Consider the following 12,820-nt stretch of genomic DNA (forward strand, 5'->3'; position numbering starts at 1 on the left):
TTCCCGCCCCCATGCAGCGCATGGAGTTGACACTAAGGAGTCTGAAGGGCTATTCCAAAGGTGCTAAATCTGAGAACGGCCTTCTGGGATGTAATGTCCTGGGGGGCTTTTCTTTTGCCTGCTTACGTGCCTCCTGTCCTGTTTTCTCTGCTCTTCTTCAGTCTTCCGGCTGCTCGGGCTGGTCTTTTTGCCAGCGGCCGTGAAGCTCTGCCATGATCTCTTCTGCGTTTTTGTCGAACCAGGCGTCAAAGCCGGGCGTGTCCTTGCCGGAGATCGTCAGGGTGATGCCCTTGGCGGTGGATTTGATGCCTGCCACAGCGGCGCCGTTGCTGCCCGGCAGGGCGCGGGACTTTGGCGGGGCAGGGGGGGCTTTCACCTCCTGGCTCACGCCTTGGGCATGGGTCAGAACCGCCTCGAACCGGCCGTCGGAGTCAAAAGTGGTGAAATCGGGCCGGTTTGTCCGGGTGATGGCCCGCGCCCGTGCCGCGGGATCGTCAAACAGCTTGACCAGCAGCATCCAGCGGTCGCGGCCAATGCCGGGGGCGGAGCCGATGGCGCGCAAAAACGGCAGCTCAAACGCGGTGCCGACTTTCAGCATCCGCGAGACCATTGGCAGGTCGATCGAAAGCGCCGCGGCGATTGTCGGCCGGTCATAGCCGTCGTTCTGCAGTTGCGCCGCAAAGGACGCCTTTTCGATAAAGCTAAGATCCAGGCGCGAGGTGTTTTCCTGCCCCTGCGCCATCACCAGCGCGTGGTCGTCCAGCTGCCGCACCATCGCCTTTACGGCCATGCCAAGTTCGCGCAAGGCTGCGAGGCGGCGGCGGCCATAGACGATTTCGAAACGCCCCGGCGCCTTGGGGTGCGGGCGCAGCAGCACCGGCACCTGCTGGCCGTAGGTCCGAAGGCTCTCCACCAGCTGGAGATGCGGGGCGCCGTCGCCGCCCAGCCGGTCCTCGTAACCGGCGTCGTCGATCAGCGCCGGGTCAATTTCCTGCACCGCGCTTTCCTGCAGCTTGCTGAGCGAGGATTGCAGCGCGCCGACCGCGCCGCGGGGCATCATCTTGGGTTTCGGCCCCGGAGCGGATGCTGCGTGGCTGCTGAGTGCCGTGCTGAGAATACCTTTGCGTGCCATCAACGCCTCCATGCTTGTTGAAGGAGCGATTCTATTTCATCGTTAACTTGATTCAGTGAATCCACCGCACGGTCGTAGGTTGACCTGTGAAACATGGACCTTTCGACCTCATAGACGGTTTGCTGGGTCAGGCCTGCATCGGAAATCGCGGTGGATTTCAGCATCGGGGCGACCATCACTTCCTCGCCGAACAATTGCCGCAGGAATGCAACCACCTGTTGCTGCGGGCCGTCGTTCGGCTCGTACCGGTTGATAAGGAAGCGCAGGAAATCGAACTCCAGCGCGGCACCGGCGTTGGAGACCACGTCCAAAAGCTCGGCGGACATCTGCAGGAACTGCGACATCGAGGCGATGTCGAGCATGTTCGGCACCACAGTGATGATCACGCCGGTGGAGGCGCAGAGCGCCGACATGGTCAGATAGCCCAGCTGCGGCGGGCAATCGAAGATGATCACGTCGTAATCCTTCTCGACCTCCTGCAGCGCGGCGGCCATGCGCGAGAAAAACGCGGGCTGCACGTTGTTGATCAGTGCCTGCGGGGTCTCGTGTTCGAACTCCTGCAGGATCAGCCCGCCGGGGGCGAGGTCCAGATTGGCGAAGTATGTCTCTTGGATGATGTCGCGCAGGGGCAGGGGGTCATCATAGCGGATTGCGTCATAAATCGTCCCTGTTTCAAGGAAATCGACCTCTGGACGGTATCCGAAAAGCGTCGTCAGCGACGCCTGCGGGTCGATATCCACCGCCAGCACCCGGTAGCCCTTGAGCGCCAGCCGCTGTGCGGTGTGAATGGACGATGTGGTCTTGCCCGATCCGCCCTTGAAATTCAGGAACGACAGCACCTGCACCTTGTCTCCCTCGCGGCGGCCGCGCAGGTAGGTGCCGGGCGTCTTGGCCGCGGCATCCAGGATCTTGCGCATCTCCATCAGGTCGGCGGCGGAATAGTGGCGGCGCCCGCCCGGGGTGGTGTGCACCTCGGGGAATTTGCCGTCAAAATGCAGCTTGCGCAGGAAGCTTGGGGAGATCCCCAGCATCTCAGCCGCCTCGCCGGCGCTGAACAGGCGCAATTCCTTCCTTGCATCCGGCGCAAAACTGGCCAGCATGTGGCTGTTGAGGGCCGCACTGAGGTTCTCCGCGTTCTCGCGGATACGCTGATTGATGTGGAGTGCTACTGCCACCTGCTGCCCTCTCGATAGTAACGCTGTTTTGCGTCAGCGCTTTATTTATCGTTTCTATACGCAATGCGAACGCAGTTGTGCAATAGATTCCTTCAGTTAGAGGTTGCAGCGGGGCTTGCCGGTTCCCCGCCAGACACGGTGTATTTCGATTGAATTTCCTGTAAGCCATTGAAATTGAATGATGCGCTAGGTGTCAGAGGCACAATCACGGCCTGTGGATAATTTTTCGATGCGGTATGCATGATGCGCAAAAACGATGGGGCCCGCGAGTCGCAAAGCCAGGGAGATTCCCGGAAAAACTGCTTATTTAGGGTCTATTCGCATGTTCTGTGCCTTGTGCGGGATTAACGGGTCCTGCCCCCAGGACGGTTCCGCCGGGCAGAGTGTCGGTTTTTGCAACCGGATTTCGCAATCCTGCAGGTGAAACCCGATTCATTTGGTGAAACTTACTGTCAAAGGAGACCCCTGCGATGACTGAGCAAGCCACTGCCCCGCGCACCCGCTCCGGCGGCCGCCACGCCCGCCGCGCCCTGCGCACCGCCCCGAAATTCGACATGCTGCCGGGCCTGACCCGCAATATCCCGCTGTGCGAGGTGATGGACGGTGCCCAGGTTGAGATGATCGACAACGCCTCGATGGACATTCTGGAAAACGTGGGTGTCCAGTTCCGCGACCCCATCGCGCTGGAGGATTGGAAACGCGCAGGCGCCAAGGTCGCGGGCGAGCTGGTCTATCTCGACCACGGCCTGGTGCGGGAACTGATCAAGACCATTCCCAGCGATTTCACCTATCACGCGCGCGACCCCAAGAAGAACATCCGTCTCGGCGGCAGGCATTCGATGTTCATCCCGATGACCGGCGCGCCGTTCCTGCGTGATCTGGACGACGTGCGCCGCAATCCGATGCTGGAAGACCTGGCGATGTTCCACAAGCTGGCGCATATGATGCCGGCGATGCATTCCTCGGCGCATCACATCGTGGAACCCTATGATCACCCGATCAGCCAGCGGCATCTGCGGATCACCTATTCGTCGATGAAATACTCCGACAAGACGTTCATGGGCATGACCACCAGCCCCAAGAACGCCGAGGATGTGATCGACATGTGCGCGATCCTGTTCGGAGAGGATTTCATCGACAGCCACCCGGTCGTTACGGGCAACTGCAACGGCAACTCGCCGCTGGTCTGGGATGAGACCATGCTGGGTGCCATGCGCGCCTTCTGCCGCAGGAATCAGCCGGTGCTGTGCTCTCCTTTCGTGCTGGGCGGCGCCAATACGCCTGCGTCCGTCCCCGCAACCGTTGCGCAGCTGAATGCTGAGGCGCTGAGCGCACTGGCCTATACCCAAGTGATCCGCAAGGGCGCGCCGGCGATCTATGGCCATTACCTGTCGACCGTCAGCATGAAATCCGGCGCGCCGATGGCGGGCACGCCCGAGATTTCGCTGATGAACTTCATGATAGGACAGATGGCGCGGTATTACGGCGTGCCATGGCGCACTTCCAACACGCTGGGCGGTGCCAAGACGTTTGATGCGCAGGCGGGTTATGAATCCGCCACCACCCTGTCGGCGGTCATGCATGCCGGCGCCAATTACATCTGGCACTCGGCAGGCTGGAACGAGGCGGGCATGCACTGCTCTGTCGCCAAATTCATCGTCGATGCAGAGCAATGCGCCATGGCATACCGGATGGCGGAAGGCCCGAAATGGCATGATTTTGATCAGGCGCTGGCGGCGGTGCCGGATGTCGGCCCCGGCGGCCACTACCTGGGCCACCCGCATACGCAGGAGAACTTCCAGGAGGCATTCTTCATGCCGGAGCTGTTCGACAATAACTCGATCGAGCAATGGCAGGCTGAAGGCAGCGTCGAGATCACCGAACGCGCCCTGACCCGCGCGAAAAAGCTGCTGGCGGAATACCAGGAGCCAAAGCTGGATCAGGCCAAGAATGAAGAGCTTCTGGAATATATCACCCGGCGCGAGCGGGAAATCCCCGCGGCGGATGAGCTGAACCAAAGCTACTAGGTTTCCTCCCCGACTGGCCCGCCCCCGCGATAGAGGGCGGGCCTTTTTTCTACAGGGCACAGAACATGAAAATCGCGGAAATCCATATCTATCAGCACGATCTGCCGGTGAAAAACGGCCCCTACACGATGGCTAATGCAGAGGTCTGGGCGCTGGACACGACGCTGGTAAAACTGGTGGCGGACAACGGGCTGACGGGCTGGGGCGAGACCTGCCCGATTGGCCCCACCTATGCCGAGGCCCATGCTGGAGGTGCCCGCGCGGCGCTGGTTGCGATGGCCGAAGGGCTGATCGGGGCCGAGGTGGCACCGGTGAGCCTGCACCGGCAGATGGACGGGCTCTTGAACGGTCACAGCTACGCCAAGGCCGCCATCGACATCGCGGCGCATGATCTCTTGGGCAAGCACTTGGGTGTCAGCGTCTCAACTCTCCTGGGCGGCGCAGCTACGGACCGCGTGCCGTCCTACTACGCCACCGGCGTCGGCGCCCCGGACGATATTGCGCGCCTCGCGGCAGACAAACTGGAAGAGGGCTATCCGCGCTTGCAGATCAAGGCCGGCGGCCGCCCGGTGGAGCTGGACATTGAGACCATCCGCAAGGTCTGGGAAGTGGTTCGCGGTTCCGGGATGCAGCTGGCGGTGGACGGCAACCGGGGCTGGACCACGCGGGATGCGCTGCGTGTCAGCCGGGAATGCCCAGATGTGCCTTTTATCATGGAGCAGCCCTGCAACACGCTGGAAGACCTGCAGAAAATCCGCCCTCAGGTCAGCCATGGCATTTATTTGGATGAAAACAGCACCAGCCTGAACACGGTGATCACCGCTGCGGGCACTGGTCTGGTGGATGGTTTCGGCATGAAGGTCACCCGCATCGGCGGACTGCATCCAATGCGCACCTTCCGCGACATCTGCGAGGCCCGCAACCTGCCGCATACCTGCGACGACAGCTGGGGCGGCGATATCATTGCCGCGGCCTGCACCCACATCGGCGCCACCGTGAAACCGGGGCTGCTGGAGGGCGTCTGGCTGGCGGCGCCTTATATCGAAGGCAACTATGATGCGGAAAACGGCCTCCGCATTCAGGGCGGCCATATCGCGGTGCCGCAGGGGCCCGGTCTGGGCATCACCCCGGACGAGACCCTGTTCGGCGCGCCGGTAGCCTCATTCTGAGTGGAGAACGTTATGGATTTTCAGGGAAAATGCGCGCTGGTCACTGGCGCGGCGGGCGGCATCGGGGCTGCCATCGTACAGCGCCTGCGGGCGGCGGGGGCCAGGGTGGCGGCCGCCGACCGCGACACCCGTGCAATCGAGGCTGAGGCGCATCTGCCGGGTGATCTTCTGGATGCGGATTACGCCAATGCCTTGCCGCAGGCGGCCCATCTGGCACTTGGCGGACTGGACATCGTCATCAACAACGCGGGCGTCATCACCCGCGGTGCGGTGACCGAAACCTCGGACGCGGACTGGGATCTGTCGATGGGGGTGAATGTCGAAGCACCCTTCCGCATCTGCCGCGCCGCGATCCCGATCCTGGCGAGCGCGGGCGGCGGCGCCATCGTCAACACCGCCTCCTGCTGGGGCGGCAAGGCGCCGGGGCCGAACCACGCGCTTTACTGCATGACCAAGGCGGCCATTGCCTCGCTGACGCAATGCATGGGAATGGATCACGCCCATCAGGGCATCCGCATCAACGCGGTCTGCCCGAATGAGGTGAACACACCGATGCTGCGGACCGGGTTCGAAAAGCGCGGCTTTGATCCCGATACCGCGGTGGCGGAGCTGGGCAAATCCGTGCCGCTGGGCCGGATTGCCGAGCCGGAGGATATTGCCGATGTGGTTCTGTTCCTGGCCTCTGATGCCGCGCGCTACATGTGCGGTGCGCTGGTTGAGGCCAATGGCGGGAAACCGGTGTCATGATGCGGTTTCAGAATAAGATCGCGCTGGTCACCGGCGGGCGCAGCGGCATCGGGCAGGCGATTGCCCGGCGGCTGCGCGATGAGGGTGCGCGGGTGTTCACCGCGCAGCGCGGTGCGGATCCGGAGTTCGAGGCGATCCCGGCGGATTTCACCGATCCGGACTGCCCTGCGCAGGTCTTGGCGGAGGTCGCCAGCAGGGCAGGGGGGCTGGATGTGCTGGTGAATAACGCGGGCATGATGCAGGAGGCGCGGGTTGAGGAGATGACCCTCGCCGATTGGCAGCGCAATCTGACCGTGAACCTCACCGCGCCCTTCCTGATGATCCAGGCCGCGCTGCCTCATCTGCGCAAGGCCAAGGGCAGCATCGTCAACACAGGCTCTATTGAAGGCTTGGGCAGCAATCCGGGCCATGCAGCCTACTGCGCCTCCAAGGCCGGGCTGCACGGGCTGACCCGCGCGGTGGCAGTGGACCACGGGCACGAGGGCATCCGCTGCAACGCGGTGGCGCCGGGCTGGATTGACACCGATCTCAACATGGATTTCATCGAAAGCATGCCGGACCCGGAGGCCTTCCGCCGCGATATCGGCCGCATCCACCCGGTGGCGCGCACCGGCAAGCCGGAGGAAGTGGCGGCGCTGGTGGCCTTCCTGGCCTCCGGGGACGCGGGCTTCATCACCGGCCAGGTCTATACCGTCGACGGCGGGCGGATGGCCAAGCTGAGCCTGCCATAAAACGGCTCTCCAAGGCCCGGATCCCTCTTCATCTGGCTGAAAGTATCCCGGGGGAGGCCGCAGGCCGGGGGCAGCGCCCCCCTCAACCTGCTATTCCTTCCCGGACCGCCATTCCTTCCACATCAGGTAGGTATTGGCGCCAAGGGAGGTAAAGGGTTCCGGCGGCAATTTGGGCGGCAGCGGCTGGGCCAGGAAATGGCTGGCAATCTGTGATCCGCCTTGCAGCAGCAGTTCGGCAATGCCCATGCCCTGCAAGGTGCCGCGGGCGATGCCGAGGCCGTTCTGGCAGCAGGCGGAAAAGACGCCCTGGTCCAGCTCTCCGAACGCCGCCGAGCCGTTGCGGCTGAGGCAGAGCATGCCCGCCCATCGGTGTTCCATCTTGACCCCTTCCAGCTGCGGGAAGCGTTCGTTGAACTTGCGGTCATGCACCCAGCCAGCATTGCGCAGGCGCATTTGACTGGTCTCGATCGTCGGGTGAAAACTGGAGCAGCTGCGGATCAGAATCCTGTCGCCGTAAGAGCCGGAAATCCGCCGCACAGACGTGCCCATCGGGTTCGCGGGCGTCACCGACCAGCGGGAGGCGCCGCCCAGCCGCTTGATCTGTTCCGGTGTCAGCTGTTCGGTCATCGAGGCGTAAAGGCAGATATGCATCAGGCGGCGCTGGTAGAAACCGAAGCTTTCCAGGTGGCCGTTGCTGGCGAGGATGACTTTACCGGTGCTGATGCACCCTTTGGGGGTCGTGACCAGCCAGCCGCCCGCCTGTTTTTCAAACCCGGTGGCCGGGGTGGTTTCAAAGACCCTGATCTGCCCCGCCAGATGCGCCGACAGGGCGCGGATGTAGGCGGCGGGCTGGATCATCACCGTCCCCGGCGCATAGAGGCCGGAAGTGTAATGCGGGCTGCCGGTGCGTTCCTGCATCTCCTGCCGGCTCAGCAGCTGATGCGGCTCTCCCAGCCGCTCCAGATGGGCGGCGAAATCGCGGTTGTGTTTGTCGCCTGCGCGGGTGGCGGCGGCGTTGATCTTGCCCGCGGGGTCGAACATCTCCTGCGGCAGGGCGCAGTCCCCGGCCACCTCCGTGGCAAAGGATATCGCCTTGCGGTTCATGGCGATGGCGGCCCGGTCAGCCTCCAATGCGTCGCCTGCATAATTGTCCGAGGCCAGATCATGCGGCAGGTCGATCATGAAACCGGAGTTGCGCCCGGCAGACCCCTCGGCAAAACGCCCGGCCTCCAGCAGGGCCACCTTCAGCGAGGGGTCCAGCTGGTGCAGGCGGCGGGCGGCGGACAGGCCCGCAAATCCGCCGCCGATGATGGTCACATCGGCGGTCAGGTCGTGATCCAGCACCGGCAGCGGGGCCTGCGGCGGCAGGATGGCATTCCATCCCGCCGCGCCGGTCTGCCGGGGCAGGCGTTTGGCAGTGTAGGCGGTCAATCCACGGCCTCGTCAGCGTCGTCGGCCAGGTCGATCCAGATGGTTTTCAGCTGGGTGTACTGGTCGTGGGCGTGGACAGAGTTGTCGCGGCCGCCAAAGCCCGACTGTTTGTAGCCGCCGAAGGGCGTCGAGATGTCGCCCTCGCCAAAGCTGTTCACTGTCACTGTGCCTGCCCGGATGGCCCGCGCGCCGCGGATCGCGCGTTTGGCATTGGCGGTGAAGATCGAGGCGCAGAGGCCGTATTGCGTGTCATTGGCGATCTGGATTGCCTCGTCGAAACCGGAAACCTTAATCACCGACAGGACGGGGCCAAAGATCTCCTCGCGTGCCAGCACTGCGTCATTGCCCGGCACCTCGACCACGGTGGGTTCAACAAAGGCGCCGCACTGTGTCTTGCCGCCCAGCACCACATTGTCTGCCTGTTCCAGATAGCCGCAGACCTTGTCGAAATGCGCAGATGAAACCAGCGCGCCCATGCGGGTTTCTGGGTCCAGCGGATCGCCGATGTTCCACGCCTTGGCGTGATGGGTGATGCGCTCCAGCAGCTCTGCCTTGACGTCCTTGTGCACGATCAGGCGGGAGGAGGCGGAGCAGTTCTCGCCCATGTTCCAGAAGGCGCCGTTGACGATGTGCTGGGCCACCCGGTCAAGGTTTTCGGCGTCGTCCATCACAATGGCCGGGTTCTTGCCGCCCATTTCCAGCACCACTTCCTTGGCGTTGCTCTCGGCTGAGTAGGTCAGGAAGCGCTTGCCGGTCACGGTGGAGCCGGTGAAGGACACCATGTCGATATCCATGTGGCGGCCGATGGGCTCGCCCACCTCGGCACCGCCGCCGGGCACGATGTTCAGCACGCCGCGGGGCAGTCCGGCTTCCATTGCCAGTTCCGCGACGCGCAGCGCGGTCAGGGTGGTTTCCGCTGCCGGTTTCACCACCACGGAGCAGCCTGCGGCCAGTGCCGGGCCGATCTTCCAGGCCAGCATCAATAGCGGGAAGTTCCAGGGCAGCACCAGGCCCACGACGCCGATGGGCTCCCGCACCACCATGGCGATGTGATCGTCGGAGGCTGGCGAGACCTGGTCATAGATCTTGTCGATGGCTTCGGCGTGCCATTTGATGCAGTGGATGGTTTCCGGAACATCGACGGTTTCGCAGTCATAGATGGTCTTGCCGCTGTCGAGGCTTTCCATCACTGCCAGTTCGCGGGCGTTGCGTGTCATCAGTTTGCAGAGCCGGATCAGCACGTCCTTGCGTTCGGACGGGTGCAGGCGGGACCAGCGGCCATCGTCGAAGGCTTCGCGGGCTTTCTCAACCGCAACATCAACGTCGTCGGCACCGCAGGATGCGATGTCCGCCAGCTTTTCGCCGGTGGCCGGGTTCACGGTTTCAAAGGTTTTGCCGGAAGCAGCCGGGCAGTATTTGCCGTCAATGAACGCCGCCGTCGGCAGGTCCAGATTGGCGGCGATGGATTTGTATTCGTCCTGAGTGAGCAGTGTCATGGATCAGCCCTCCGCCTCGATATCTGCGATCTTCTGTTTCAGCACCCGCACGACCTGTTCCAGCGCGCGTTTGTCGTCCTTGTTCAGGCCCTTCAGCGGCGGCCGCATGGCACCGGCTGCGATGCCGTTCAGGGTGACGCCGTATTTGATGGTCTGGATGAACTTGCCGCCCTGTTCGAGAACGCGCATCAAAGGCATCATCGCTGACATGATGCGGCGGCCCTTGGCAAAATTGCCCTCGATCACGCAGGCATTATACAGCGCGACGTGTTCGCGCGGCAGGAAGTTCGAGCCGCCGCAGACCCAGAAGGGGGCGCCCCAGGCAAAAAACTCCAGCGCCTGGTCGTCCATGCCGCAGCCCAGCTGGATATGCGGATAGTCGCGAGCCAGAAGGTGCACCCGGTTGATATCGCCCGAGCTTTCCTTGATGCCGCAGAAATTGCGGGAGCGGCCCACGCGGTCCAGGAACTCCTCGCCCATCATGGTGCCGGTGCGGTGCGGGTAGTTGTAGAGCATCACCGGCAGATCGGCGGCCTTGTCGATGGCCAGCGCATTCAGCGCGTTTTCGCGGTCGGTCGGGACCGAGTAGGGCGGTGAGGCCAAGAGGATCGCATCGGCACCGATCTCCTTGGCACCGGTCGCCAGCGCAATGGAATCGCCGGTGAGCATCGCCCCGGTGCCCACCACCAGCGGCAGGCGGCCTTTCAGCTGTTCATGGGTGAAGCGGGCCAGCGCCAGCCGTTCCTCGACGGTCTGGGCATAGTTCTCGCCGGTTGAGCCGCCAGAGATCAGACCGTGCACGCCGTTGCCGATCAGGTAGTCGATCACCTCAGCCAGCGCGTCCCAATTGACGCTGCCGTCTTCGAAATGGGGGGTCACCACGGGGGTGTAGATCCCTTCGAACTTGAAAATAGGGGTCATCTGCGTCCTCATGCAGGGGTTTTGCGGGCAACGGTTCCGAGCGGCAGGTCCAGCCCGGCGGGCATGACAAACAGCTCGATCTGGTCGCGCGACAGGTTCCAATGGTCGGTGGCCAGCTGGCCTGCCGCCGCCTCGTCGCCGGCCTCAATGGCGGCGATGATGGCGTCGTGCTGGGTGCTGGCCTCATCCAGGTTTTCCGCCATCCGGGCGTCCTGCGGGCGGTAGAAGGTCATGCCGATGCGGGCATGGTCGATCAGCAGCCGCTGAAAGGACGGCAGCAGATAGATGTTGTCGGCCATTTCGCCGGTGATCTCATGGAACCGGTTGTTGGCCATCGCCCGGTCGGCACTGGTGCCGGTGCGCAGGGCGGACTTGAAGTCTTCCTGCGCCTCTTTCAGCGCTGAGATCTGCTCGGGCGTCGCGTGCTGGGCAGCCAGCTGCATCACCGCGCCATAGATCATCGGCGCGGCCAGGAAGAAATCGCGCAGGGTCATATGCGACATCTCGCTGACCCGCGCACCGCGGTTTTCCCGCAGATCCACATAGCCCTCGCCCGCAAGCTGGCGCAGCACCTCGCGCAGCGGGGTGCGCGACAGGCCCGACTCCTCAGAGAGTTTCGCCTCGTCCAGATCGGCGCCGGGGCGCAGCTCCAGCGTCATGATCGCGGTCTTGAGGCGGCTGTAGAGCGCGGCCTTCCGGTTCTTTGAGGCGTCTTTCATGGGGTTCCTCCTGCCGCCGCGGCGGAACGGGATTCTCTGGTTCGCGGCCTCTATGACATGAAAATACATATTGTGTACACAGAAAAAATATGGTGTGTGCAATCAGCGGGCGCATCGCGGCTTGCCGCAGGCAGGGCAGTAGGCATAGCCTGTCCGGACGGCAAGGGCAGTGCAGCCAGGCCCGCCCAGCGTTTCTTGTCAGGCGGTTGACCCATGACCAAAACCCAGCATTTCGCCTTTCTCCTGGTTGAGGAATTTTCGCATCTGGCGTTTTCCTGCGCGGTGGAGCCGCTGAGGATCGCCAATCTGGTCAGCGGCCAGGACTTGTATGACTGGTCGTTCGGGGCGGAGAACGGCGAGACCGCAACCTGCTCAAACGGATCGGTGACGCTGGTGCATTACGGGTTCGACGCAATTCCGAAATGCGATCGGCTGTTTGCTCTGTCGGGGATCCATATGCGCAACCATGTGACCAAGCCGCTGCTGGCCGCGCTGCGCCGGGAAAAGGCGCGCGGTGTTGCGGTGGGCGCGCTCTGTTCTGGGGCCTGGGTGCTGGCAGAGGCCGGGTTTCTGAACGGAATGCAGGCGGCGATCCATTGGGAATACCACGACAGCTTCATGGAGGCGTTTCCGGAGATAAACCTGGTGCGCAACGTGTTTGTGGCCGACGAAAAGCATGTGACAGCATCCGGCGGCACTGCCACGGCGGACCTGATGCTGCATCTGATTGAGCGGGATCATGGCTATGATCTCGCTATCGCTGTGGCGGATCAGATGGTTTATAACGCTGTGCGTCATGCCACCGCTGAACAGAAAGTTTCACTGCAATCGCGCAACGGCATGCGCAACGCCCATCTGGCCCGCGCGATCCAGATGATGCATGACCACATCAGCGATCCTATCTCCCCTGCACGCATTGCAGAGGAAATCGGCATTTCGACCCGCCAGCTGGAGCGGCTTTTCGGCAAGTATCTCAACACCTCGCCCAAGAAATACTCGATGGAGATGCGGCTGGAACGCGCCCGCAATCTGCTGATCCAGACAGAGGCCTCGGTGACAGATGTGGCGCTGTCCTGCGGTTTTGACAGCCCGGGGCATTTCTCGCGCGTTTACAAGGCGGCCTTCAACGTGACGCCGATGCTGCAGCGCGGGCGGATCGGTTGAGGGAGCCGGAAACCGGCGCGGTTTCCGGCCATGAAAAATCGATTTTTCATGGCCGTTTTTCTTGCAGAAAAACGGCTGGCGCCTGAAATTTCCGGTCTGGCCTTCAAA

Annotated in this window: 11 protein-coding genes; 5 read left to right on the forward strand and 6 right to left on the reverse strand. The window is 62.9% G+C overall.

Annotation, left to right across the window (positions count from 1 at the left end; translation table 11 throughout):
- Nucleotides 1–157: 157 nt before the first annotated feature.
- The gene (gene repB, locus N6L27_RS18095) at nt 158–1,132 is read right to left on the reverse strand and encodes a plasmid partitioning protein RepB (RefSeq protein ID WP_271908755.1); all 975 of its coding nucleotides are present in this window, start codon (nt 1,130–1,132) and stop codon (nt 158–160) included.
- On the reverse strand, nt 1,132–2,307 hold the full coding sequence (gene repA, locus N6L27_RS18100) for a plasmid partitioning protein RepA (RefSeq protein WP_271908756.1): 1,176 nt from the start codon (nt 2,305–2,307) through the stop codon (nt 1,132–1,134). The genes repB and repA overlap by 1 nt, the downstream gene beginning before the upstream one ends.
- A gap of 470 nt (nt 2,308–2,777) precedes the next feature.
- Between repA and N6L27_RS18105 the strand changes: the two genes are divergently transcribed.
- The 4 genes from N6L27_RS18105 (at nt 2,778) to N6L27_RS18120 (ending at nt 6,981) form a co-directional block, all read left to right on the forward strand.
- On the forward strand, nt 2,778–4,334 hold the full coding sequence (locus N6L27_RS18105) for a trimethylamine methyltransferase family protein (RefSeq protein WP_271908757.1): 1,557 nt from the start codon (nt 2,778–2,780) through the stop codon (nt 4,332–4,334).
- Between the two features lie 65 nt (nt 4,335–4,399).
- Nucleotides 4,400–5,503, forward strand: a complete 1,104-nt coding sequence (locus N6L27_RS18110; protein ID WP_271908758.1) for a mandelate racemase/muconate lactonizing enzyme family protein — start codon at nt 4,400–4,402, stop codon at nt 5,501–5,503.
- A gap of 12 nt (nt 5,504–5,515) precedes the next feature.
- Nucleotides 5,516–6,250 (forward strand): SDR family NAD(P)-dependent oxidoreductase, encoded by a 735-nt coding sequence (locus tag N6L27_RS18115; RefSeq protein ID WP_271908759.1) that lies wholly within the window; start codon nt 5,516–5,518, stop codon nt 6,248–6,250.
- A complete protein-coding gene (locus N6L27_RS18120) occupies nt 6,250–6,981 on the forward strand; it encodes an SDR family NAD(P)-dependent oxidoreductase (RefSeq protein WP_271908760.1) in 732 nt (243 codons plus the stop codon). Before N6L27_RS18115 ends, N6L27_RS18120 begins: the two co-directional genes overlap by 1 nt.
- Nucleotides 6,982–7,071: 90 nt before the next feature.
- On the opposite strand, the gene N6L27_RS18125 is transcribed toward N6L27_RS18120, so the two are convergent.
- Genes N6L27_RS18125 through N6L27_RS18140 form a run of 4 tightly spaced genes read right to left on the reverse strand, consistent with a single transcriptional unit; the run spans nt 7,072 to nt 11,548 of the window.
- Nucleotides 7,072–8,412 (reverse strand): NAD(P)/FAD-dependent oxidoreductase, encoded by a 1,341-nt coding sequence (locus N6L27_RS18125; RefSeq protein ID WP_271908761.1) that lies wholly within the window; start codon nt 8,410–8,412, stop codon nt 7,072–7,074.
- A complete protein-coding gene (locus tag N6L27_RS18130) occupies nt 8,409–9,908 on the reverse strand; it encodes an aldehyde dehydrogenase (protein WP_271908762.1) in 1,500 nt (499 codons plus the stop codon). The genes N6L27_RS18125 and N6L27_RS18130 overlap by 4 nt, the downstream gene beginning before the upstream one ends.
- 3 nt (nt 9,909–9,911) lie before the next feature.
- Complete coding sequence (locus N6L27_RS18135; protein ID WP_271908763.1) at nt 9,912–10,829, reverse strand: dihydrodipicolinate synthase family protein; 918 nt, start codon at nt 10,827–10,829, stop codon at nt 9,912–9,914.
- Nucleotides 10,830–10,837: 8 nt separating this feature from the next.
- A complete protein-coding gene (locus N6L27_RS18140) occupies nt 10,838–11,548 on the reverse strand; it encodes a GntR family transcriptional regulator (RefSeq protein WP_271908764.1) in 711 nt (236 codons plus the stop codon).
- A 213-nt stretch (nt 11,549–11,761) separates the two neighbouring features.
- On the opposite strand from N6L27_RS18140, the gene N6L27_RS18145 reads away from it, so the two are divergent.
- Nucleotides 11,762–12,712: a GlxA family transcriptional regulator gene (locus tag N6L27_RS18145; RefSeq protein ID WP_271908765.1), complete on the forward strand. Its 951-nt coding sequence runs from the start codon at nt 11,762–11,764 to the stop codon at nt 12,710–12,712.
- Nucleotides 12,713–12,820: the final 108 nt, after the last annotated feature.

This window comes from Leisingera sp. SS27 (genome assembly GCF_028368855.1).
Classification (GTDB): Bacteria; Pseudomonadota; Alphaproteobacteria; order Rhodobacterales; family Rhodobacteraceae; genus Leisingera.